General features: G+C 68.4%; 18 protein-coding genes, 1 tRNA gene, 2 rRNA genes and 2 pseudogenes (1 of these 23 cut by a window edge). 13 read left to right on the forward strand and 10 right to left on the reverse strand.

Annotated features, from left to right (window positions below):
• The 3 genes from DM194_RS18635 to DM194_RS18645 all read left to right on the forward strand — a co-directional run.
• Positions 1-1,116: ribosomal RNA gene (locus DM194_RS18635) — 23S ribosomal RNA — on the forward strand (it extends 1,631 nt beyond the left edge of the window).
• A 132-nt stretch (positions 1,117-1,248) separates the two neighbouring features.
• Positions 1,249-1,364: ribosomal RNA gene (gene rrf / locus DM194_RS18640) — 5S ribosomal RNA — on the forward strand.
• An 80-nt stretch (positions 1,365-1,444) separates the two neighbouring features.
• Positions 1,445-1,521: transfer RNA gene (locus DM194_RS18645), tRNA-Met, on the forward strand.
• 209 nt (positions 1,522-1,730) lie between these two features.
• On the opposite strand, the gene DM194_RS18655 is transcribed toward DM194_RS18645, so the two are convergent.
• Positions 1,731-2,688, reverse strand: a protein-coding gene (locus DM194_RS18655; RefSeq protein WP_246024207.1) for an IS630 family transposase whose coding sequence is annotated in 2 segments (ribosomal slippage) — positions 1,731-2,345 and positions 2,347-2,688 — 957 coding nt in all. Because the reading frame shifts where the segments join, the coding sequence is not laid out codon by codon here.
• Positions 2,689-2,881: 193 nt separating this feature from the next.
• Between DM194_RS18655 and DM194_RS28990 the strand changes: the two genes are divergently transcribed.
• The gene (locus tag DM194_RS28990; protein WP_111069056.1) at positions 2,882-3,118 is read left to right on the forward strand and encodes a transposase; all 237 of its coding nucleotides are present in this window, start codon (positions 2,882-2,884) and stop codon (positions 3,116-3,118) included.
• 241 nt (positions 3,119-3,359) lie between these two features.
• Here the strand turns inward: DM194_RS28990 and tnpC are convergent, their stop codons facing one another.
• The 3 genes from tnpC to tnpA all read right to left on the reverse strand — a co-directional run bounded on the left by tnpC (position 3,360) and on the right by tnpA (position 5,816).
• Entirely contained in the window at positions 3,360-4,982 is a 1,623-nt protein-coding gene (tnpC, locus tag DM194_RS18665; protein WP_111069057.1) for an IS66 family transposase, read from the reverse strand.
• 79 nt (positions 4,983-5,061) lie between these two features.
• Positions 5,062-5,409, reverse strand: a complete 348-nt coding sequence (gene tnpB / locus DM194_RS18670; protein ID WP_111065522.1) for an IS66 family insertion sequence element accessory protein TnpB — start codon at positions 5,407-5,409, stop codon at positions 5,062-5,064.
• Positions 5,406-5,816, reverse strand: coding sequence for an IS66-like element accessory protein TnpA (tnpA, locus tag DM194_RS18675; RefSeq protein ID WP_111067545.1), 411 nt, complete (start codon positions 5,814-5,816; stop codon positions 5,406-5,408). The genes tnpB and tnpA overlap by 4 nt, the downstream gene beginning before the upstream one ends.
• A 297-nt stretch (positions 5,817-6,113) precedes the next feature.
• Here tnpA and DM194_RS18680 point away from each other — a divergent pair, with 297 nt between their 5' ends.
• The 9 genes and pseudogenes from DM194_RS18680 to DM194_RS18720 all read left to right on the forward strand — a co-directional run.
• Positions 6,114-7,502, forward strand: coding sequence for an ABC transporter substrate-binding protein (locus DM194_RS18680; RefSeq protein WP_246024458.1), 1,389 nt, complete (start codon positions 6,114-6,116; stop codon positions 7,500-7,502).
• Positions 7,499-10,003, forward strand: a complete 2,505-nt coding sequence (locus DM194_RS18685; protein WP_111069059.1) for an ATP-binding protein — start codon at positions 7,499-7,501, stop codon at positions 10,001-10,003. The genes DM194_RS18680 and DM194_RS18685 overlap by 4 nt, the downstream gene beginning before the upstream one ends.
• Before the next feature lie 43 nt (positions 10,004-10,046).
• Complete coding sequence (locus tag DM194_RS18690; protein ID WP_111069060.1) at positions 10,047-11,393, forward strand: sigma-54-dependent transcriptional regulator; 1,347 nt, start codon at positions 10,047-10,049, stop codon at positions 11,391-11,393.
• Positions 11,394-11,560: 167 nt separating this feature from the next.
• The gene (locus DM194_RS18695; RefSeq protein WP_111069061.1) at positions 11,561-12,916 is read left to right on the forward strand and encodes an extracellular solute-binding protein; all 1,356 of its coding nucleotides are present in this window, start codon (positions 11,561-11,563) and stop codon (positions 12,914-12,916) included.
• Positions 12,917-12,989: 73 nt separating this feature from the next.
• The gene (locus DM194_RS18700) at positions 12,990-14,702 is read left to right on the forward strand and encodes an ABC transporter permease (RefSeq protein WP_111069062.1); all 1,713 of its coding nucleotides are present in this window, start codon (positions 12,990-12,992) and stop codon (positions 14,700-14,702) included.
• Between the two features lie 127 nt (positions 14,703-14,829).
• Positions 14,830-15,948 carry an ABC transporter ATP-binding protein gene (locus DM194_RS18705; protein WP_111069063.1) on the forward strand — a complete coding sequence of 373 codons (1,119 nt, stop codon included), beginning with the start codon at positions 14,830-14,832 and terminating at the stop codon, positions 15,946-15,948.
• A 12-nt stretch (positions 15,949-15,960) separates the two neighbouring features.
• Positions 15,961-16,665 (forward strand): phosphoglycolate phosphatase, encoded by a 705-nt coding sequence (gph, locus tag DM194_RS18710; RefSeq protein WP_246024459.1) that lies wholly within the window; start codon positions 15,961-15,963, stop codon positions 16,663-16,665.
• Positions 16,659-17,186 carry a histidine phosphatase family protein gene (locus DM194_RS18715; RefSeq protein WP_111069064.1) on the forward strand — a complete coding sequence of 176 codons (528 nt, stop codon included), beginning with the start codon at positions 16,659-16,661 and terminating at the stop codon, positions 17,184-17,186. The genes gph and DM194_RS18715 overlap by 7 nt, the downstream gene beginning before the upstream one ends.
• 322 nt (positions 17,187-17,508) lie before the next feature.
• A pseudogene (locus DM194_RS18720) lies at positions 17,509-17,754 on the forward strand (IS5/IS1182 family transposase); the annotation flags it as partial.
• A gap of 59 nt (positions 17,755-17,813) precedes the next feature.
• Here DM194_RS18720 and DM194_RS18725 read toward each other — a convergent pair.
• The 6 genes and pseudogenes from DM194_RS18725 to DM194_RS18750 all read right to left on the reverse strand — a co-directional run bounded on the left by DM194_RS18725 (position 17,814) and on the right by DM194_RS18750 (position 23,534).
• A complete protein-coding gene (locus DM194_RS18725; RefSeq protein WP_111069065.1) occupies positions 17,814-19,295 on the reverse strand; it encodes an amidohydrolase family protein in 1,482 nt (493 codons plus the stop codon).
• The gene (locus DM194_RS18730; RefSeq protein ID WP_111069066.1) at positions 19,292-20,596 is read right to left on the reverse strand and encodes a TRAP transporter large permease; all 1,305 of its coding nucleotides are present in this window, start codon (positions 20,594-20,596) and stop codon (positions 19,292-19,294) included. The genes DM194_RS18725 and DM194_RS18730 overlap by 4 nt, the downstream gene beginning before the upstream one ends.
• On the reverse strand, positions 20,593-21,195 hold the full coding sequence (locus DM194_RS18735; protein WP_111069067.1) for a TRAP transporter small permease: 603 nt from the start codon (positions 21,193-21,195) through the stop codon (positions 20,593-20,595). Before DM194_RS18735 ends, DM194_RS18730 begins: the two co-directional genes overlap by 4 nt.
• A 77-nt stretch (positions 21,196-21,272) precedes the next feature.
• The gene (locus DM194_RS18740; protein WP_111069068.1) at positions 21,273-22,334 is read right to left on the reverse strand and encodes a TRAP transporter substrate-binding protein; all 1,062 of its coding nucleotides are present in this window, start codon (positions 22,332-22,334) and stop codon (positions 21,273-21,275) included.
• Positions 22,335-22,374: 40 nt separating this feature from the next.
• A pseudogene (locus tag DM194_RS28995) lies at positions 22,375-22,818 on the reverse strand (dihydropyrimidinase); the annotation flags it as partial.
• A gap of 11 nt (positions 22,819-22,829) precedes the next feature.
• Positions 22,830-23,534: a maleate cis-trans isomerase family protein gene (locus DM194_RS18750; RefSeq protein ID WP_425457310.1), complete on the reverse strand. Its 705-nt coding sequence runs from the start codon at positions 23,532-23,534 to the stop codon at positions 22,830-22,832.
• Positions 23,535-23,543: the final 9 nt, after the last annotated feature.

The raw sequence follows: 23,543 nt of genomic DNA on the forward strand, positions 1-23,543 counted from the left end.
GGGTAGCGACTGTTTACTAAAAACACAGGGCTCTGCGAAGCCACACAAGGCGACGTATAGGGTCTGACGCCTGCCCGGTGCCGGAAGGTTAAGAGGAGAGGTGCAAGCCTTGAATTGAAGCCCCGGTAAACGGCGGCCGTAACTATAACGGTCCTAAGGTAGCGAAATTCCTTGTCGGGTAAGTTCCGACCTGCACGAATGGCGTAACGACTTCCCCGCTGTCTCCAACACCAACTCAGCGAAATTGAACTCTCCGTGAAGATGCGGAGTTCCCGCGGTCAGACGGAAAGACCCCGTGCACCTTTACTACAGCTTTGCAGTGGTGCTAGGGACTTCATGTGTAGGATAGGTGGGAGGCTTGGAAGCCCGGGCGCCAGCCCGGGTGGAGCCAACCTTGAAATACCACCCTTGAAGTCTCTGGCATCTAACCGTGGCCCGTGATCCGGGTCCGGGACCCTGCATGGCGGGTAGTTTGACTGGGGCGGTCGCCTCCCAAAGTGTAACGGAGGCGCGCGATGGTGGGCTCAGAGCGGTCGGAAATCGCTCGTCGAGTGCAATGGCATAAGCCCGCCTGACTGCAAGACTGACAAGTCGAGCAGAGACGAAAGTCGGCCATAGTGATCCGGTGGCTCCACGTGGACGGGCCATCGCTCAACGGATAAAAGGTACGCCGGGGATAACAGGCTGATGACTCCCAAGAGTCCATATCGACGGAGTCGTTTGGCACCTCGATGTCGGCTCATCACATCCTGGGGCTGGAGCAGGTCCCAAGGGTTCGGCTGTTCGCCGATTAAAGTGGTACGTGAGCTGGGTTTAGAACGTCGTGAGACAGTTCGGTCCCTATCTGCCGTGGGTGTCGGAGTTTTGCGAGGATCTGTCCCTAGTACGAGAGGACCGGGATGGACATACCTCTGGTGCACCGGTTGTCACGCCAGTGGCATGGCCGGGTAGCTAAGTATGGACGGGATAACCGCTGAAAGCATCTAAGCGGGAAACCCACCTCTAAACCAGAGCTCCCTTGAGAGCCGTGACAGACCATCACGTCGATAGGAGGCATGTGGACGGGCGGCAACGCCTGAAGCTAAGCCTTACTAATCGCTCGATCGGCTTGATCTCACCCCACAAACCGCGCCATGCGCAGCAGCAAGCCTGCTTGACGCACGCACCGCAGTTCGATACATCCTCGACCTCACTTGCACTGAACCCGCGATACGCTTTGGGAAAAGCGTCGGTCTTGAGCCTTGGTGACCTGGTGGTCATGGCGAGGTGTCAAACACCCGATCCCATCCCGAACTCGGCCGTGAAAAGCCTCCGCGCCAATGGTACTGCGTCTTAAGACGTGGGAGAGTAGGTCGCCGCCAGGTCACTCAGGCTCAAGAGACGCCATAACCAAAGCAAATCCGCAGGCATCGGCACGACATCCATCACCCCATATCGAGACATCCGCGGGGTGGAGCAGCCCGGTAGCTCGTCAGGCTCATAACCTGAAGGCCGCAGGTTCAAATCCTGCCCCCGCAACCAACGACAGTTGACAGCCCGCCTCCAACGAGGCGGGCTGTCGGCGTTTCGGGTCCGCCTCTGCGCACGCCTCCAGGATCACCAGCAGGTCGCCATGAAGCTGCGCCTCCAGCCCAGCACCGGACGGGCAGGGGGACAGCACGACACGGTCGACCATGGACCGGATGATCTTGCCCCGGTTGGTTGGACACCACAGCTAGAGTTTCGAGCGTTTAATCTGACGCATATCCTGCATGTTTGAGGTAGTTCCAGCATTCGTCTGGTGTGTAGAGGTCGCAGATAGAGCCGACAGCCCTCCACAACTCCTCGATGGTACGGGCGCCGATGCGGCGGAGATGAGCTTTGAGCTTGGCGAACGCCATTTCGATAGGGTTGAGGTCGGGACTGTAGGGCGGCAGGAAGAGGAACCAAGCGCCACGTTCCTTGAGGATGGCCTTGGCCTTTTCACTCTTATGGCTGGATAGGTTGTCGAGGATGACGACATCGCCCGGCCGCAGGGTCGGGGCGAGTTGTGTCTCGACATAGGTCTCGAAGAGCGTCCGGTTCATCGCGCCCTTGATGATCCACGGGGCGGTCAGCCCGTCGCAGCGCAGGGCAGCGATGAAGGTCTGGGTGCCCCAATGGCCAAACGGCGCCGTGGCCTTGAACCGCTGGCCGCGCTTGGCCCGTCCGCGCAGTCGGGTCATCTTCGTGGTGGTTGCGGTCTCGTCGAGAAACACCAGCCGATCCGGCTCCTCGCGCATCCGGGGCTGACGGTGGCTGCGCCAACTCCGGCGGTCCTCAGCAACGTCAGCGCGACCGGCCTCGCTCGCCAGCACCGTTTTTTTTGACAGTGAAGCCGCGGGCGAGCAGGAAGCGCGACAGCGAGGCGGGGTGGACCGTGACCCCGCGCTCGGCCTTCAGCTTGGCCGCCAGTTCGGGCATGGTGATGTCGCCTTGCTTCTCCACCCAGCCGATCAGAAGTTCGGCATGCGGGGCCAGCTTGCCACCGCCCGGTGGGCGCCCCTGCCGGGCCGGGTCCAGCGAGCCCGTTGCCGCCATGCGCTGAGCAAGCCGCACGCCCGTGCTCGCGCTCACATCGAACCGGCGCGCCGCCGCCCGACGCGAACCGCCTTTCTCGACCTCTCCGTAAATCCGAACCCGAAGGTCCGACGAATAGCTGCGCCCCATGATCCACCTCCAACAACGGTGAATCACGTCAACGGCCCAAGCGCAACTGTCGATTCAGATTTCAGGCGCGATGCTCTAGGCTCCGAGTGGAGCGGGAAGGTGTCCGATGACGCAGACGAGGCGATGCTTCACGGACGAGTTCAAGCGTGAGGCCGTTGGCCTGTTGGAAGCGAGCGGCCGGCCGCTGTAGCATGTGGCGCGGGAGTTGGGCCTCCAGGCCTCGGTGTTGCGGAACTGGCGGCGGGTAGCCCAAGGCCACCCGCCGCGCTCACGGTCTGGCGCCCCTGCCGTACCCGGCACGGCCATGCCGGCCAAGCCGAACGAGCAGACGGCGGAGATCGCGCGGCTGCGACGCGAGCTGGAGCGCGCCCGACAGGAACGCGACATTTTAAAAAAGGCCATCAGCATCTTCTCGGAAGCACCGAGATGAGGTTCCGCTTCATCGAGGACCACCGGGACAAGTTTCCGACCCGGCTCATGTGCTCGGTGCTACTCGGCCATCGGAGACATCACCCCCGAACAGGCCGGGCTAAGATCTGCGTGAACCCGTGTCCACCCAACCGGGGCAAGATCAAGGAGACGCGTACCGGCAGGCCGGTCGTCGTCATGGGGCCGCACTCTTGGCGATGACCGGGCTTCGTTGCGCCGTACGCATCCGGTGAGTGCCGCAGTCAGATTGCCTTCCAGTTCCAGGGCAGCAGTTCGGGCAGGCGGTTCTGCGGCAGGTCGGCGATGCGGGCCAGCACGTCGGCCAGCCACGCCTGCGGGTCAACTTCGTTGAGCTTGGCGGTGGTGATCAGGCCGTACATGATCGCCGCCCGCTGCCCGCCGCGATCGGAGCCGCAGAACAGCCACGCCTTTCTGCCCAGGGCGATCCCGCGCAGGCCGCGTTCGGCGGCGTTGTTCGTGAGACACAGCCGGCCGTCGCCGAGGAAGCGCGTGAAGCCGTCCCAGCGCGTCAGCATGTAGTCCATCGCCTTGGCCACGGGGGCATGGCGGGAGAGCCGGGCGCGCTCCGTCCGCATCCAGTTCTCCAGCGTGGCCACCAGGGCGACGCCGTGCTCCTGGCGGGCCGCCAGCCGCTCGGCCGCGGGCTTGCCGTTCAGGGCGCGCTCGAGATCGAAGAGGGCGTCGATGTGGGTCACGGCCTCCAGCGCCAGCGGTGAGATCGGCGGGGCATCCTTGCCGCGTCTGGTGTTCGCGGCGATGTCGGCCAGCTTGAAGAAGCCGCGCCTTGCATGCGCCCAGCACAGTGCGGCGCTGATCGGCCCCGGTCGGCGCTCAGGTTCGTACAGCCGGTTATAGCCGGCGAACGCATCGGCCTGCAGCCAGCCCGTGAAGCCGGCCAGGTGCCGTTCGGGATGCTCGCCCTTGCGGTCTCGCGAATAGTGGAACAGCGCTGCCGGTGGGGCTTGGCCGGCAAACGGCCGGTCATCACGCACATACACCCACAGCCGCCCGGTGTCGGTCTTGCCTTTGGCCAGCACGGGCACGGGCGTGTCGTCTCCATGCAGCCGCTCGGCTGCCAGTACATGCGAAGCGATCAGGTCGTGCAGCGGCTTCAGCACCGCGGCGGCGGCGCCCACCTGGTCGGCCAGGGTGGACAGGCTGAGCGGCACGCCCTCGCGCGCAAAGCGTTCGGCCTGCCGGTTCAGCGGCTGATGCTGGCCGAACTTCTCGAACAGGAGGGTGGCCAGCAGGTTGGGGCCGGCCCAGCCCCGTGGGGTGGCGTGGAACGGCGCCGGCGGCTGGCTGATCGTCTCGCAGGCCCGGCAGGAGAACCGTTCCCGCACCGTCTGGATCACCTTCCACTGGCGCGGGATCACCTCCAGCGTCTCGGTGATCGTCTCGCCCAGCTTGCACAGCTTGTCCGAGCCGCAGCACGGGCAGCTCGCCGGTGCCGGCACAACGACGCGCTCGCGCGGCAGGTGGTCGGGGAAGGGTTGGCGTGATGGCCGTTTGCGGGTAAAGGCCGCCACCGCGGTGGTTTTGGCAGCGGCCTGCTCGGCCGCCAGTTCGTCCTCGCTGGCCGTCGCTTCCAACTCTTCGAGCTGGAACTCCAACTGGTCCAGCAGACGCGCCTTGCGCTCGGAGCGCGTCCCGTAGAGTTCGCGCCGGAGTTTCTCGATTTCCAGCTTCAGGCCGGCGATCAGCGCCTCGGTGTTCGACGCCATCGCCTTGGCCCGCGCCGCTTCGGCTTCCGCCGCATCCGCCCGCGCCTCGGCCTGCGCCAAGGCAGCGCGCAAGTTGGCGACGTCGTCGGCCGAGGTGGAGGGGAGCGGGGCGGCGGTCATGGCGCCAGTTTACCTGGGAACGCGCCGTCGAGCCGCCGCAATCGCCCCTGAACCGGTGCGTCGATTCACCGTGTCGCAGTCACCCCGCGGCCTCGGGACGCCAGGTCTTCTGCGGGTTGCGCCAGTCGATGCCTTCGAGCAGATAACCCATCTGCCCAACCGAGATCGACACCGCGCCGTCCGCCGGCGTGGGCCAGATGAAGCGGCCCCGCTCCAGCCTCTTCATGAACAGGCAACTGCCCTGGCCGTCATACCAGATGATCTTCACCAGATCGCCGCGGCGCCCGCGGAAGATGAAGAGATGGCCGCTGTGCGGGTCTTGGGCGAAGCGTTCCTGCACCAGAAGCGCCAAGCTTGCCCAGCCCTTGCGCATGTCGGTGTGTCCGCTGGCCAGCCACACCCGCACGCCACTCGGCACCGGGATCATGCCAGAGCACCGATGACGGCCGCCGCCAGAGCCGGATCGACCGGCCCTTCCAGACGCAGGCGTGCCCCGCCGGGCAGGATGACCTCGAGGATCGCTGGGCTCGTGGCCAGCGTCGCTGGAGGCGGCAATGGTTCAGGGGGCTCCAAGACCGGCGGTTCTGTTACGGTCGGCTCCGGCGTGATGGTCACTGCGACGAAGCTGGACGGTTCGGCCACCGCGCTCCCGCTCGCCTGCATCAGCCCTCGCCAGCGGTATAGCAGACTTTCGTGCACGCCCAGCCGGCGGGCCGCTTCCGTCACCACCACGCCGGGGCGGAACGCCTCCTCGACCATTCGGACCTTCTCCGCCGGCGTGTAATTCCGCCGCCGCTCCGTTCCCGTCAGAACCTCGACCCGCTGGTAAGCCATGACGTTTGCAACTCGTTTGCGTCCGCGCAATGACGCGCCACGCAAATCTCAGACGTCGCCCCCTGCTTTGCCAAGGCGGCGCTCACCGGAGGCGTACGTTGCGCCCGGAAAGCGGCAGCGTTGTCCGCGAGGATTTTGGCGGCTATTAAACCATACTGCCGCATGCAAGTTGTCTTGCATCCTTCTGAAGCCGTTTTTGGTGGACGCAGCATGGTCGGTCGTCTTGGCGTTTGGGCAAGCACGGAGCGGATTTCGCGCCGCTGTGGAAGCTGGGCGCAGAGGCTGGCGCGAGCGCTGGTGAGCGTGCCCCTGCTGCTGCCGGGCGCGGCTGCTGCCGGACAGGAACTGCCGGGCGCGGCGGAAGCGATCACCGTCCTGACCTCCTTTCCCGCCAGCTTCTACGAGCCGGTGCGCGAAGCGTTCGAGCAGGCCCATCCCGACCGGCGCCTGCGCGTGATCAATAGCAAAACGACCGCCGCGATCACTCAGCTGCAGGATCGCGTGGAAAAGGACGTGGACATCTTTTGGGCATCCGCACCCGATGCCTTCGAGGTGTTGAAGGCCGCCAAACTGCTGCTGCCGGTCGCTCCCCGTCCGACCGGCGCCCCGGCGACCGTCGGCAACCAGCCCATCGACGACCCGGACGGTGGGTATCTTGGCTTCGCATTGTCGGGATACGGGCTGATTTGGGACCAATCCTACCTCGACCGCCACGGGATCGCCGCCCCGCGCAGGTGGGAGGATCTGCGCCGGCCCGTCTATGCCCGCCACCTTGGGATCACGGCACCCTCGCGCTCCGGCACCATGCATCTGATGGTGGAAACGGTTCTGCAACTCCACGGCTGGGAGCGCGGCTGGGCGACATGGCTGGAGATCGCCGGCAATCTGGCGACCGTGACGGCGCGCAGCTATGGCGTGGTGGAAGGTGTCGGCAAGGGGCGTTTCGGCATCGGACTGGCCATCGATTTCCTGGGACAGGGCACAAGACAGGAGGCCGGGCAACGCCAGGACGAAGCGCCGCAGGGCGGAACGACGGACAGCGGCGGCCTGCGTTTCGCCTATCCGGCCGACGGCGTGTTTCTGCCGGCCAGCGTGGCGATCCTGCGCACCGCCCCAAATCCGGCCGGGGCGGGCCTGTTCATCGATTTTCTGCTTTCGCCGGCCGGGCAGCGCCTGATGCTGCGTCCCGACATCGGACGCCTGCCGGTGAGCCCCGACGCCTACGCCGCAGCTCCCGTCGGTTATCCCAATCCTTATGCCCGCGAAACCGGCGACGACCTCTTCCTCTTCGACCGGGCCTTGTCCAGCCGGCGCTACGAACTGGTCAATCTCCTGTTCGACGAGCTGATCACCTTCCGGGTGAAGACGCTCAACCGCGTCTGGCAACTGATCCACGACGGCGAGAACCGCCTGACGGCCCACCCCGACCCGGTGGCCCGCGACCTGTTGCGCACCGCCCGCGCGGCGGCCACCGCGGTTCCCGTCGGCTCCGCCGAGGCCGTCGATCCAGCCTTTTCCGCGGCGTTGCGGCGGCCGGCCCGGGGCATGCGGGTCTCTGCCCGCCAGGAGGAACTGGCGGAGGAATGGCGGAGCTTCTCCAAGACCCAGCTGGACGCGGCGCTGTCGGCGGCGGAACGGGCGCTGGTGATCCTGCGGGTGGCGGCCGGCGAAGGGGGCTGGCCATGAGCACCCTGGTGCAGCCGTCCCTGCCCGACGGTGGGCAGGAGGGCAATGGGCAGGAGGGCAGTGCGCGGGGCAGGCGGGGTCCGCGGCGCTTCGGCATCCGCGCCCGTCTGTTCCTGGCCTTCGTCGCGGTGGCCGTTCTGTCGGTGGCGGCCTGCGCGCTCGGCTGGCTGTCCTACGACCGGCTGGGCGGCACGCTGGACGAGTTCGCGGAAAGCCACCTGCCGGCCCTGGGGCTCGCCGCCAAGCTGGCCGAGGAGGGGGGCGCCATCATCGCCACCGCTCCCATCCTGGCCGGCAGCCGCACCGAGGACGAGATGGACGCCATCCGCGACACGCTGGGCCGCCGGCTGTCCGCGCTGCGGACGCTGACCGACGCCATCGAAGGCGGCGTTCCCGGTCTGCGCCCGGTGGTCGACGCGCTCGGCCGCAATCTGGCGGAACTGGACGGCACGGTGCGCCAGCGGCTGACGCTCGCGCGCCGCAACCAGGAGGCCATCGAGCGGCTGCGCTGGCTCCACGCCGATTTCCTTGACGAGATCGAGCCGCTGGTGGCCGACGCCCGCTTCAACATCCAAAGCGCGCTGTATTCGGTGGAGAGTGGGAAAGCCTCCGCCGAGCAGGTCCGCATCCTGCGGGAGGAGAACCGGCGGAGCGAGGCGGTGCTGCAGATCGGCGCCAACGGCAACCTCGCGGTCGGGCTGATCGCGAGGGCGGCGATGCTCGCCACGCCCGAGATGCTGGACGACAACGCCGGCTTCCTCGACGAGACCGCCGATCGGTTGCAGCGCGATCTCCTGGCGCTGTCCAACTGGCCGGACGGGGTGTCGCTCGGGCAGGTGGTGGCCCAGCTACTCGGGCTCGCGCGCGGGGCCGAGGGCGGCGTGCCGGCGCTGCGCCGGGAGGAGCTGGAGACCGCCGCGCGCGGACAGGTCCTGCTGGCCGAGAACCGCGACATCGTGGCCCGGCTGAACGGGCTGATCGCCCGGCAAGTCCAGGCGGTCGAGCATGATTCCCGCGCCGCCGCCGCGCGCTCCGCCCAGGCGGTGGCGTTCGGCCGCACCGCCCTGCTGGCGAGCGCCGTGGTCAGCCTGCTGGTGGCGGTGCTGGTGGCGTGGCTCTACGTCAACCGCAACCTGATCTCCCGCCTGACCCGATTGGGCGACGCGGCCCGCGCCATCGCCGCCGGAGACCTGAAGGCCGACATCCCGCTTGGCGGTCGTGACGAATTGTCGGACATGGCGGCGGCGCTGCTGGTCTTCCGCGACACCGCCATCGCGGTCGAGGAGGCGAACGCCCAGGCGATCATCGACAACGCCCAAGCCGGGCTGGCGATTACCGACGCCCAGGGCATGATAGAGTTCGTCAACCCGCTGGCCGCCGCGCTGATCGCACCGCTCGACGGGGGCGGCGATGGGAAGGGCGCCGCGGCACGCCTCGCCGACCGTCTGGACGCCGACGGCGCCCGCCGCGTCGAGGCGTTCTTCGCCCAGGTTTCCGCCGGAGCCGAGGGCATCGCGCCCACCCTGTCCATCCTGGCCACCGGGCGGCGGCCCGATGGCGGGACGGTGCCGGTGCAGGTCGGCGTCCGCCCCTTCCGGCGGCGCCGGCAGCAGCGCTTCATCGTCACCCTGACCGACATGACCGAACGGCTGGAGGCGCAGCATCTGCTGGAGCGCACGGTGCGGGAGCGCACCACCGACCTGCAGGCCACCAACGACCGGCTGGAGCGGGCCATCGCCGAACACCAGCGCACCGAGCGCGAACTGCGCGAGGCGCAGGCGGAACTGGTGCAGGCCGGAAAGCTGGCGGCGCTCGGCCAGCTCGCCGCCGGTGTCGGGCACGAGCTGAACCAGCCGCTCGCCGCCATCCGCTCCTATGCCCATAACGGCCGCAAGCTGATCGGGCTGGGCCGGGTGGAGGAGGCGGGGGCCAATCTTGGCAAGATCGCCGACCTGACGGCCCGCATGGCAAACATCACAAACCACCTGAAGCGTTTCGCCCGGCGCCCGGACGCCCGCCTGGGCGCAGTGGAGCTGGAGCCGGTGATCCAGGGCGCCCTGTCCCTGTTCGGCAACCGCCTGCGCGAGGAGGAGGTCGCGGTCGATCTGCAACTGGCGGAAGCCGGTGCTCCGCTGCGGGTGCGCGCCGAGGAGGTGCGGCTGGAGCAGGTGCTGGTCAACCTGCTGAGCAACGCGCTGGACGCCGTGGCCGGCGCTCCGGTCCGCCGCATCCTCATCCGCGCCGAGGCTGTGGAGAAGGGGGAGGGAGGGGAGGGCGAGGCCGTCCGCATCGAGGTGCGCGACAGCGGCCCCGGCATCGCCGCCGATCCGGTCGAGCAGATCTTCGATCCCTTCTTCACCACCAAGCCGGTGGGGCTGGGGCTGGGGCTCGGCCTGTCGATCTCGTACAACATCGTCCGCGACTTCGGCGGCGTGCTGTCGGTGGCCGAGAGCGGCCCCGGCGGGACCGCCTTCGCCCTCACCCTGACCCGCCTCCCCTGATCGCCCCCGATCACCCTCCTGATCCGCGAGTGAAAGCCCATCCATGACCGTCCTGCTTATCGACGACGATCCCGAAGTGCTCGACTCCAGCCGCCAGACGCTGGAACTGGAGGGTTTCGCGGTCCAGGCCGTGACGGATCCCGCGGCGGCTCTTGCCCGGCTCGGCTCCTCCTGGCCCGGCGTGGTGGTGACCGACGTCCGCATGCCGGGAATGGATGGCTTCGCCCTGCTGGAGTTGGTGCGCGCCGCCGACGCGGAGGTGCCGGTGGTGCTGGTAACCGGGCATGGCGACATCGCCATGGCCATGCGCGCGGTTCGTGAAGGCGCCTACGACTTCATCGAGAAGCCGGCCGAACCCGACCATCTGGTCGAGGTGGTGCGGCGGGCGCTGGACCACCGCGGACTGATCCTGGAGAATCGACGCCTGCGGGCGCAGCTGGCCGAAGGGGGGGCGGAGGGACGGATCATCGGCCGTTCACCGGCCGTCGAGCGGCTGCGCGCCACCGTCGCGAACCTCGCCGATGCCGAGGTGGACGTGCTTCTGTTTGGCGAGACCGGCACCGGCAAGGAACTTGTCGCCCGCAGCCTGCACGAGGGCGGCCGGCGCCGTGACGGCAACTTCGTGGCGCTGAACTGCGGCGCCATGCCCGACAGCATCATCGAGAGCGAGCTGTTCGGCCACGAGCCGGGCGCCTTCACCGGCGCGCAAGGGCGGCGCATCGGCAAGCTTGAGCATGCGGCCGGCGGCACGCTGTTCCTCGACGAGATCGAGAGCATGCCGATGCATCTCCAGGTCAAGCTGCTGCGCGTGCTGCAGGAGCGGGTGATCGAGCGCATCGGCGCCAACCGGACGATCCCGCTCGACCTGCGGGTGGTGGCGGCGACCAAGGTGGACCTGCTGCGGCTGGCGGCGGAGGGCAAATTCCGCGAGGATCTCTATTACCGGCTCAACGTCGTCACCGTGCCGCTGCCCCCCTTGCGGGAACGGCGCGAGGACGTGCCCCTGCTGTTCCGACATTTCCTCGACGCCGCCGTAGCCCGGTCGCGCCGGACGGTGCCGCCCCTTGACCCGGCGATGCTGGCCCGGCTGGGCGCCCATGGCTGGCCCGGCAATGTCCGCGAGTTGCGCAACGTCGCCGAGCGCGTGGCGCTGGGATTGGGCGACGGCCTCGCCCAGGTTGGGCTCCCCGTCGCCATGACCGGTATGGCGGAGATCGAGCCGCTGGCCGACCAGCTCGACCGTGTCGAAAAGCAGCTTATCGAGGACGCGCTGGCCCGTTGCGGCGGCAGGGTCGGCGAGACTGCGGAGCGGCTGGGGATCACCCGCAAGACGCTGTATCTGAAGATGCGCCACCACGGCCTGAATCGGGACGATTTCGCCGAGGAGTGAGACGACCGGGCCAGGGCATGTTCCCCACGTTACCCGCATGGACCGGGCGATGTTCCCGTCCTGACCCATCGATGCCGTGCGAAGCCAGATGGTTCGAGGCCCCGCCTTCTGGCACGCAGATTGCTGAAGCGTCCAGCATAAGACATCGAAAGGGAGGGACTCCACCCATGCTTCGCACCACGCGCAGCCTGCGCAACGCCGCCGCCGCCCTGGCCGTCCTGCTTCTGTCCGGCACCGCCGCCTTCGCGCAGGATGCCAGCGGCAAGCTGGTCATCGTCACATCCTTTCCCAAGGACATGACGACCGCCTTCCAGCAGGCCTTCCAGAAGGCCAACCCCAAGGTCACGGTCGAGATCCTCAACCGCAACACCAATGCGGGCGTGAAGTATCTCCAGGAAACCGCGTCCAACAACGGCGTCGACCTGTTCTGGGCCTCGGCCCCCGACGCCTTCGAGGTGCTGAAGGGCGCCGGGCTGCTGCAGCCCTACAAGCCCAAGGTGGACGGCATCCCGGCCAAGGTCGGCGCCTATCCGGTCAACGATCCCGAGGGGATGTATGCCGGCTTCGCCGCGTCCGGCTACGGCATCATGTGGAACACCCGCTACATGAAGGCCAACGACCTGCCGATTCCCAAGGAATGGTCCGACCTGGCCAAGCCGGTCTATTACGACCACGTCGCGATTTCCGCCCCGTCGCGCTCGGGCACGACGCACCTGACCATCGAGACGATCCTCCAGGGCGAGGGCTGGGAGAAGGGCTGGCGCACCAACAAGGAAATGGCCGGCAATTACCGCACCATCACCGAGCGCAGCTTCGGCGTGCCGGACGGGGTGAATTCGGGCGCCTTCGGCATCGGCATCGTCATCGATTTCTTCGCGCTGTCGTCGCAGGCGTCGGGCTTCCCGGTGGAATTCGCCTACCCCACCATCACCACCATCGTCCCGGCCAATGTCGGCGTCGTGAAGAACGCGCCCAACAAGGCCGCCGCCGAGGGGTTCGTCGATTTCCTGCTGTCGCCCAAGGGGCAGGAGGTCCTGCTTGAACCGGCGATCCGCCGCCTGCCGGTCAATCCGGTCACCTACGAGAAGGCGCCGGCCGGCTATCCCAACCCGTTCAAGGACACCTCGCTGGGCTCCCAGGTGAACTTCGACGTGGAGGTCTCGCAGGCCCGCTACAACGTGGTGGACGCGCTGTTCGACCAGCTCATCACCTTCCAGCTCGACGACCTCAAGGCGGCGACCCAGGCCATCCACAAGGCCGAGGCGGCCATCGCCAAGAAGCCGAACGACAAGGCCAAGGCCCTGCTGGCCGAGGCGCGCGATCTCGTCGCCGCCATGCCGGTGACGGCGGAACAGGCCGCCGACCCGCAGCTGGCCGGCGCCTTCACGGTTGAGCGCAAGTCGGCCAAGGACGCGGTGCCGGAACGGCAGGCGCAGATCGAGCAGAAGTGGGCCGCCTTCGCCAAGGAGAACTACGCCGCCGCCCGCAAGAAGGCCGACGAGGCGCTGGCCCTGGCGCGCTGACGCGCCGGCGCGCCGTGCATGGGGGACGCGCCGGTCGCGTCCCCTCCTTCCTCCCCAGTTCACGGGCCTTTCCATGACGTCACTTGCGCTCACGCGCGACCGCATCGCGCGCGTGCGGCCGGGGCCGGCGCTGGCCGCGCTGCTGATCGCCGCCTTCCTGCTGCTGTTCCTGGTCGTCCCCGTGGTGCAGGTCATCTTCGTCGCCTTCCAGGACAAGACGACGGGTGCCTTCACCCTGGTGAATTTCGCCGATTTCTTCCAGAACGACCTGTTCATGCGCTCGTTCTGGAACTCCTTCTACGTTTCGGCGATGTCGGTGGTGGTGGCGAGCCTGCTGGCCCTGCCGCTCGCCTACCTGACCACGCGCTTCGAATTCCGCGGCTCGGTGCTGATCCAGAGCCTCGGCATCATCCCGCTGATCATGCCGCCCTTCATCGGCGCAGTGGCGATGCAGCTGCTGTTCGGGCGCAACGGGTCGGTGAACCTGCTGTTGCGCGAGCATTTCGGTTTCTCGATTCCCTTCATGGAGGGGCTGAACGGCGTCATCTTCGTCCAGAGCATCCATTATTTCCCCTTCATCCTGATCAACCTGTCGGCCAGCCTGAAGAACATCGACCGGGCGATGGAGGAGTCGGCGCAGAATCTCGGCTGCCACGGCTTCCGCCTGTTCCGCCGCATCGTCTTCCCGCTGGCGATGCCGGGCTACGTCGCCGGCGCCTCGCTGGTCTTCATCAAGGTGTTCGACGACCTCGGCACGCCGCTGCTGCTGAACGTCAACGACATGCTGGCGCCGCAGGCCTATCTGCGCATCTCCTCGATCGGCATTTCCGACCCGATGGGCTACGTCATCTCCGTCGTGCTGATCGCCTGCTCGCTGCTGGCGCTGTGGGTGTCGGCGCTGGCGATGCGCGGCAAGGATTACGCCACGGTGCAGCGCGGCGGCGGCGGTCTGGCCAAGCGGCGCCTGAAGCCGCTGGAGATGGTGGCGGCCTACGGGGTGGTGCTGCTGATCCTGGTGCTGGTGCTGGCGCCGCATATCGGGCTGGGCCTGCTGTCCTTCGCCACCATCTGGTCCTTCAGCCCGGTCCCCGACGCCTTCACCCTGAAGCATTATGAGACCGTCTTCACCGAGAGCGGGCAGTACATCACCAACACGCTGCTCTACGCCTCGCTGGCGGCGCTGCTGGACGTGGTGATCGGCACCGCCATCGCCTATCTGGTCCTGCGCACCAAGCTGCCTGGCCGCCAGTGGCTGGACTACATCGCGATGGCGGCGCTGGCGGTGCCGGGCGTCGTGCTGGGCATCGGCTATCTGCGCAGCTTCTACGACGTGCCGATGCCCTTTACCGGCCAGCCCCTGTCCAGCTTCTGGCTGATCCTGGTCTTCGCGCTGGCGATCCGCCGGCTGCCCTACGCCCTGCGCGCCTGCACCGCCGCCCTGCAGCAGGTCAGCTCCTCGCTGGAGGAGGCGGCCGAGAATCTCGGCGCCACCAAGCTGCGAACGGTCAGTCGCATCGTCGTGCCGCTGATGTCCGGCGGCATCCTGGCCGGCTTCGTCACCAGCTTCGCCACCGCGGCGGTCGAGCTGTCGGCGACCATCATGCTGGTCCATTCGCAGAGCGACGCCCCGCTGGCCTACGGCCTCTACGTCTACATGCAGTCGGCGGCCGGTCGCGGACCGGGGGCGGCGCTGGGCATCTTCGCCGTCATCATCGTGGGCCTGGGCACTTACCTGTCGCACGTCGTCATCGAGCGCGGCCGCCGCGACCGGGGCCAGGACCACTAGAGTGCGATCGGTTCAAGCGGAATCGCTTGAGGCGTGAATCGCACGGAGAACCAAAAGCCTGGAGTCTGTCCGGGGCGTATCGAGGCACCGGACAGACTCCAAGAGAGTCCTTGAGGGGATCCCCATCATGAACCACCAGTTTTCCCCGGCCGCGCTCGCCGCCCAGATCGAGAGCGTCGGCGTCGACATCGAGGGCGTGAACCTGTCCTACGGCACCAACCATGTGCTGAAGGACGTGAACCTCGCCATCAAGCCGGGCGAGTTCTTCGCCTTCCTCGGCCCGTCCGGCTGCGGCAAGACCACGCTTCTGCGGCTGATCGCCGGCTTCAACACCGCCCAGCGCGGCGCGGTGCGTATCGGCGGGCGCGACATCTCCACCCTGCCGCCGCACCGTCGCGACGTCGGCATGGTGTTCCAGAGCTACGCCCTGTGGCCGCACATGACCGTGCGCCGCAACGTCGCCTTCGGGCTGGAGGAGCGGCGCGTGCCCCGGGCGGAGATAGAACGGCGGGTGGACGCCGCCCTTGATCTGGTCGGGCTGAAGCATCTGGCGGACCGCCGGCCGTCGCAACTGTCGGGCGGCCAGCAGCAGCGTGTGGCGCTGGCCCGTACCGTCGTGATCGAACCGAAGGTCCTGCTGCTCGACGAGCCGCTGTCGAACCTCGACGCCAAGCTGCGCGTGCAGATGCGCCAGGAACTGCTGAGCCTGCAGCGCAAGCTCGGCCTGACCACCATCTTCGTCACCCACGACCAGGAAGAGGCCAACACCATCTGCGACCGCATCGCGGTGATGGAGGACGGCAAGGTGCAGCAGGTCGGCACGCCGCAGGACCTCTACGACCATCCCGCCAACCTGTTCGTGGCCGGCTTCCTCGGGACGGCCAACGTCCTGGACGGCGAGGTGCGCGGCGACGGCGGCGCGGGGAGCGTCTTCGTCGGCAACGGCGTCACGCCGGTGGCGCTGCCGCCGTCGGTGGCGGCGGGTGCGGCCGGCAAGCTGATGTTCCGTCCGCAGAACCTGGTCATCCGGGCCGATGGCGGACCGCCGGCTCCCGGCCACGCCCGGCTGACCGGCATCATCCGGCACCGGGAGTTCCTCGGCGCCTCCATCCGCTATGCGGTGGACGTCGGCGGGCAGCTGGTACAGGTGGACGCGCCGCATCAGGCGGGCGATGCTCTGCTCGCCCCGGACGCCCCGATCATCCTCGACCTTGCGGCCGACAAGGCCCGCTTCCTCCGCCAGTAAGGTGCCGCGACCGTGACCAACCCAGCCGACACCCTCGACCGCCGCCCCATCCGCGCTGCCATCCGGGCGGTCGCCTTCGACCTCGACGGCACGCTGGTGGACAGCGTGGCCGACCTGATGCATGCCTCCAACGCCTTGCTCGCCGAACTGGGGCGCCCGCCGGTCGATCTGCCGTCAGTGCGCTCCTTCGTCGGCGACGGAGCGGCCAAGCTGGTGGAGCGCGTGCTGGCCGCCACCGGCGGGGTTCCGGCCCCGGACGAGGCCGCCCGCTGCGTCGAACGCTTCCTGGAGATCTACGAGGCCGACCCGAGCGCCAACAGCGTGCTCTATCCCGGCGTCGCCGAAACGCTGGAGGCGCTGGCGGCGGCCGGCCTGCGGCTGGGCGTCTGCACCAACAAGCCGATGGCGGCGACGCTGCGGCTGCTCGACGATCTGGGCATCGCCGGCCGTTTCGCCGCGGTGGTCGGCGGCGACAGCTACCCGACCCGCAAGCCCTCGCCGGAGCCGGTGCTGGGGCTGCTGGACCGGCTGGGCGTCCGCCCGGAGGAAACCGTCTTCGTCGGCGACAACGAGCATGACGTGGCCGCCGCCCGCGCGGCGGGTGTCGCGCGGGTGCTGGTGGTGCCCTACGGCTACACCCGCGTGCCGCTGGAGAGCCTGCCGCACGACGGCGTTCTCGACCGGTTCGCCGATCTGACGGGGCGGCTGTCATGCTGAACGCCGTGATCTTCTGCCGCCATGGCGAGACGGAGAGCAACCTTGGCGGCTGGCTCGCCGGCTCGCGCGATGTGTCGCTGACCGACCGGGGCCGGGCACAGGCTCGGGAGGCCGCGACGGCACTGGCCGCTGGAAAGCAGCCGGTTACCATCATCTACAGCAGCCCGCAACGCCGGGCGCTGGAGACGGCGGCCATCCTGGCGGAGTCCCTGAACCTTCCGGTGGTCCCGGTGGCCGGGCTGGAGGAGCGCCGCTGGGGCGATCTCGAAGGCAACGCCATCCCGGCCGACCTGTTGCGGGAGGAAGTGCCGAATGGGGAAAGCCTCACCGGCTTCCACAGCCGGGTCACGGTGGCGCTCGACGGGCTGCCGGTGCCCCAGGACGGCCGTCCGCCGCTGATCGTCGCCCATGCCGGCACCTGGCCGGTGCTGTGTCGCTGGCTGGGGATCGACTCCTCATTGCTGTGGCCGCCCAACGCGTCGCCCATCCTTCTGACGCGGGAGGGGGTGGGCGCCATGTGAGCGAAGCCCCGGCGATTGCCGACCGTCTTCAAGGTTCTGTTGCAGTGCTTGCGCCGGGGTTGGGACCGGGTAGAACCTCGGCCGGTTCGGCAGCCGGGGTGGCAGAGTGATGGACGTTGGTGCGGAACTCGTCGCGTTGACGGACCCCGCCCTGGAAAGTTGTCATTCTGAACCGGTTCAGTTGTTGGACTGCTGTGGCCGGATGTGGCTGCGTGCCACGCCGAGATCAGCCAGCGGCTCAATCACCGCCTTGGCCTTCATCGCGACATTGGTGCAAAAGGCAGGGGTGGTGGCGGTCGGCAGGGCGAGCGGGTAAAGCGGCGCCCCCACCCGGCGCGATCGCCACGTCCGGATGATCAAGGAGCGCGGGCGGCTTGGCTGGCAGCGCGCGGTCCAGTACGGCCGCAGATCGCTGGTTGAGGTGGCGATCCTGAGGTACAAGGTTCTCATCGGACGCAGCCTCCGCGCTCGGACTCTGCCCGCGCAGAAAATCGAAGCGGCCATCGGCTGCAAGGTCATGAACATCATGACCGGCTTGGACATGCTCGTCCCTCGCAAGAGCGCCTGACCACCGCTGCCCAACGGTGGACTGCGCCCTCATGCCGATTTGTGCGCCAAACTCGCCGGTCATGGCATGAGGCGGTCGCTCCAGAACCGGTCCAGCGACGCGCCGATCCGCACCGCGCATTCGCGGTCACCGTCGTCCCGTGGGTCCCGCGCCCGGCGGGCCGATTCCGCCGCCGCTTTCCGGGCCATCGCCGGATCGAGGTGCGGGAAGGCGCCGTCGCGGTAGAGGATTCGGCCCTCCACCATAGTCAGCACCACGTCGCGCCCCAAGGCCCGCGCCGCCACGGCGTCGCGCAGGGGCATGTCGGGGTCGAGCCACCCGCCGCGGACGCGCTCCAGCGACAGCGCTACGAGGTCGGCGCGCCAGCCCGGCTCCAGCCGGCCGATGCCGTTCCACCCCGCGACCGCCGCGCCGTTGACCGTCGCCATGGACAGCAGGTCCGCCGGACCCGGCCCGGTCGGGCAGCCCCATTGCGGGTCACGGGCCAGCAGCCCGGCCAGCCGCAGCTCGCCCAGCAGATCCTCGCCGTCCTGGGAGGCGCAGTTGTCCGTGCCGACCGCGAGCCGCACGCCGTGCGCCCGCAGCCGCGCCAGCGGCGGAGCCCCGTTGGCGAGGCGCAGGTTGGAGCCGGGGTTTGTCACCACCGACACGCCACGCGCCGCCGCCCGATCCATGTCCGCGTCGGTCAGGTAGACACCATGCGCCAGCGAGGTCCGCGGCCCGAGCACCCCCAGCGCGTCGAGCCGGGCCAGCACCCCCTCCGGGTAGAGGCGCCGGCAAGCCGCCGCCTGGACCGGCGATTCCAGCGCGTGCAAGTGGACGGGAAGGCCGAGCCGGTCCGCATCCTCCGCCAGCGCTTTGAACAGGCCGTCGGACACCCATTGCGGCCCGGCGGGGCCGTAGGCGAAGCGGACGCGCGGGTGCCCGGCGAAGTCCGCGCGGAGATCCGCCATCAGTGCCTTGGTCCCGGCGGCGCTCCCGGCGTAGGCGGGCGGGCGCGGCCCGGTGATCCAGGCGCGCAGCTCGTCCGGCAGCGTGGCGAGGAACGCCTCCTCCAGATCATAGGCGATGCCGCCGCGGTCCGCCGCGCCCACGCAGTAGGTGACGCGCAACTCCGCCTCGTCGTAACCGCGCAGCGCCGCGCGGACCTCGCCGGCATAGTCGCCGCTGCCGTAGCTCATGTTGGCGTGCAGCGCCGTGGTCACCCCGTTGCGCAGCATCTCCAGGGCGCACAGCAGGGCCAGCGGGTAAGGGTCCGGCGCGTCGCGCCCGCGCCGCCGGTTGATCCACAGCTCCAGCCGGTCGTCGGGGTAGCCGAGCTGCACCTGGCTGAGGCCCCGGCCGTGCTGGTGCGCGTTGACCAGCCCCGGCATGAGCAGCGCATCGGGCAGGTCGATGCGCTCCGCCCCGCGGTCTTCCAGTTGAGAAGGCGGAGCGACGGCGGCGATCCGGCCACCCTCCACCAGCACCGCCAGACCGGGCAGCGCCTTGGCCTCGGCTGAGGTCAGCACGGCGGCGGGGACGAGGAGGAGCGCGCTCATCCGAAGGTGATCCGGGGCAGCCACAGCGCCACGTCCTGCCAGTAGATCAGGACGACGGTCAGCAGCACCATCATCGCCAGGAACGGCATCGTTCCCTGGATGACCTGCACGACCGACCCCTCGCGCCGCACGCCCTGCACGACGTAGAGGTTCATGCCGACCGGCGGGGTGATCAGCGCCAGCTCGCACATCACCACCAGGAAGATGCCGAACCACACCGGATCGATGCCCAGCGTCAGCACCAGCGGGAAGACCACGGGGATGGTGCCGATCATCATGGACAGCGTCTCCAGGAAGCAGCCCAGGATCAGATAGAAGACGAACAGAACCAGCATGGTCTCGATCGGCCCCGCGCCGATCTCCGCCACGAAGCGGGCCAGCGCCTGCGGGATGCCCAGGATGCCGATGACGAAGCTCAGGTAGAACGCCGCCACGACGATCAGCGTGATCATCGCCGTCACCTGCACCGTCGCGACGAAGCAGTCGTGCAGCATGGATATGGACAGCCTGCGCTCCGCCGCCGTCATCAGCAGCGCGACGACCACGGCCACCGCGGCGGATTCCGTGGGCGTCGCCCAGCCAGCGTAGATGGTGCCCATCACCACCGCGAAGATGCCCAGCGGCGGGACGAGGCCCCACAACGCGCGCAGCCGAACGCGCAGCGGCGCCATCGGCTCGCGCGCTCCGGCCATGGACGGGCGCCACCAGCTCACCGTCACGATCACCAGCATGAACAGCGCGGTCAGCAGCAGTCCCGGCACAATCCCCGCCGAATAGAGCCGCCCGACCGAGGTGTTGGTCATGGCGCCGTAGATGATCATGTTGATCGACGGCGGGATCAGGATTCCCAGCGTCGCCCCCGCCGCCACCGAGCCGAGCACGAGGCGCGGGTCGTAGCCCCGGTTGCGGAAGGCCGGCAGAGCCACCGTCCCGATGGTCGCCGCCGTCGCCACGGACGAGCCGGACACCGCCGCGAACAGCGCCGACGCGCCGATGTTGGTGTGCAGCAGCCCTCCCGGCAGCGGGGAGAGCCAGTGCGCCAGCGCCCGGTACATGCGGTCGGTCGAGCCGCCGCGCACCAGGATCTCGCCCAGGAGCACGAACAGCGGCACCGCCAGCAGCACAAAGTTGTCCGACGCGCTCCACAGCTGCGTTCCGGCCGCAAGCACGATGGGCGAACCGATGGTCAGCGCCGCCCCCAGCAGCCCGACAGCGAACATCACCACCGCCACATGGAAGCCCAGGAACATCATCCCGAGCATGAAGGCGAAGCCAAGGGCGGCTTCCCACAGTCCGATCATTGCGCGGCCCTCCGGCTCAGGTCGGGCAGCTCCGTGCCCAGCTCCTCCTTGATTTCCTCCAGCACCGTGGGCGGGCCGTAGAGGGCGTTCATGCTTCGCATCTCGCCGCGCAGCAGACGCCGCACCGCGTCCACCGCCAGCGCCGCGGCCACCGCGGCGAACAGCACCAGCCCCGCCAGCCACAGCCCCTGCGGCAGCCACATCGGCACCTGGAGGGGCGAGTTGGAGACGCTGCGGAACTCCACGCTCTCGCTCAGCACCGCGTAGCCGCGCTCCGCCATGAACAGCGCGAAGGCGGCGAGCACGAGGGCTGCCAGCGCGTTCAGCACCGCCTGCGCCCTGGCCGGCAGGCTGACCAGCAGCAGGTCGACGCGCGTGTGGGCGCGGCGCACCAGGGCCAGGGCGAAGCCAAAGGCGGTGCTGATCGCCAGCGCGTAGCCGCCGATCTCGTCGATGCCGTTCAGCGAAAAGCCGAAGAACTTGCGCCCGACGATCTCGACGCAGGTCAGTACGCTCAGTCCCAGAAGCCCCCAGCCGCAGAGGATCGCGGCGAAGCGGCACACCGGGTTCAGGAGGGTATGAAGGGGGCTGGAGTCCATGGGTAGCTTCCTATGTGGCGGACATTTGCCCCCCTCCCCTGCGAAGCGCGAGAGGGCCGGGGTGGGGGCAAAGCGCGTCAGTCGATCTTGTACCCGGCGGCCTTGCCGACCGTTTCGTTCCAGGTCTGCGCGCAGGCCGAGTCGATGCGGTTGCAGCTTTCCTTCCAGATCGGCAGGACGACGGCGGTCACCGCTGCCTTCACCTTGGCGGCGTCGGCGGGCGTCACCTCGACCGCGGTCATGCTGAACTTCGTGCCCTCGGTGCAGGGGGCCATGCCGACATTGCAGTTGGCGGCGTCGGCGTTGGCCGTCTCCGCCAGCGCCCACATCTGGTCCTCCATGCCCTTGAAGGCGGCGAGGATCTTCGCCTGGCTCTCCGGAGAGAACTTCTTCCAGAAATCCAGGTTCACGAAGTGCCCCTGGACCGAGCCGGACACCGACAGCGGCAGGAAGTGGCTGGTCACCTCCGGCCAATTGCCGCTGTTGCCCGAGGTGGGCGAGGTCACGCCGCAGTTGGCCACACCGCGCTGCAGTGCCGGGTACACCTCGCTGAACTGCAGGGTCACCGGCGTGGCGCCGAGGTGCTGGATCAGCGCCGCCATGGACGGCGTGAAGCTGCGCACCTTCAGGCCCTTCAGATCGTCCAGGCTCTTGATCGGCGTGTTGCAGTAGAAGACCTGCGGGCCGAAGGGCCAGAGCGTCAGGACCTTGGCGTTGAACTTCTTCTGGAGGCGCTGGTCGAACGCCTCGCGGTAGGCGTCCACCGCCTTGCGAAGCTGGGCCATGTCGGTGGAGACGCCGATCAGGTCCAGCCCCTCGAAGAAGGGGTCATCGCGCGACGCCTGCCCGATCTGCACGCTCATCACGTCGAATGCGCCGGAGCGGATCAGGCGCAGCGCCTCGTCGGCCTTCACGCCGACCACGTCCATCGGGTTGTAGTTGACCTGGAGCTTGACGCCGCTCTTGTCCGAGAGCGCGTCGAAGAAGGGCCGCTCGATCCCCTCCACATGCTTTCGGTTGGAGGAAAAGTTGCCGACGGCGCGCATGGCCGTCGGGTCGGCGGCCTGCACCGCGGGGGCCGCCGCAAAAAGGGCGCCGGTCGCGAGCAGGAAGGCGGCGAGGGTGCGGGACTTGGTCATGTCTGTGAGCCTCCGTGTTCTTTTTTTGGTGTCAGACGGCGCCGGCGCGGATCAGCGCCGGAAGCTCCTGCCCGATCACCTGCTCGGTCGGGTCGGTAACGATCAGGTGGAAGGCGTAGTCGATCACCGCCTTGCCGTCAGCGCGCCGGTGGTAGTCCTCGACCGCGGCGCGCAAGGATTGGCCCTTCATCTGGCAGGCGAAGGGGATCACCGTCGTGGTCCCGCCACAGGCGGCAGAACGGGTGCCGGAGGTGAAGTCGTCCGCCATCACCGACCCGTCGCCGGTCGGCTGGTCGAAGTGGCAATGCGCGTCCACGCCGCCCGGCAGGACGAGCAGCCCCTTGGCGTCGATCTCCTCCTTGCCCTTGGCAAGCCCCTCGCCGAGCGCCACGACGCGCCCGCCGCGGATGCCCACGTCACAGCGCTGGACGTCGCCGGCGGTGGCGACGGTGCCGTTCCGGATGACCAGATCGAACGGGTCCATGCCGCCCTCCCTCACGCCAGTTCCTGGAACAGGCTGCCCCAGCCCTGGACCCGGCGGGTGTCGACGCCGGTCATGCGCAGCGCCTTCCACACCACGGTGGAGACCGTGTCGTAGACGGGGATGCCCAGGGCCTTCTCCACGCGCTCGGCCACGGGGGCCCCGCGCATGTTGGTGCAGATGATGGCGATGGCCTGGGGTTTGGCCTCCGCCACCTCGGCGCACAGGCGCTCGATCCGCTCCTCGGTGATCTCGGAGAAGGAGAAGTTGCCGCGATCGTTCAGGTGCCGCTCCGCGACCACCTCGAAGCCGGCGGCGGTGTAGTTGGCGATCATCTTCTGCTGGATCTCGTCCAGGTAGGGGCTGACGATGGCGAAGCGCTTGCGCCCCGTCGTCTCCAGGATCTCGTTCAGCGCCAGCATGGAGGTGCAGGCGGGGATGCCCGTTTCCGCCTTGATGGAATCGCACAGCCGCGCGTCGGCGTCGAAGCCCATCCAGCCGGCCGAGGTGCCGTTCCAGCCGATCACATCAAGCTGGGCATCGGCCAGAAGCCGCGCGGCGTCCAGGAAGGGGGCGTCGCCGAACTGGCCCAGCGCCTGCGGCTTCAGCGAGATCTCGGTCACCCGGAAGCGCCCGAAATGGGCGCTAACCTCGGGCAGCCCCGCCAGCATGACGCCCGTCACCGGCTCCAGCACCGTGTTCGACGAGGGGGTGAGCATTCCGATCAA

The organism is Azospirillum ramasamyi (assembly GCF_003233655.1).
GTDB lineage: Bacteria > Pseudomonadota > Alphaproteobacteria > Azospirillales > Azospirillaceae > Azospirillum > Azospirillum ramasamyi.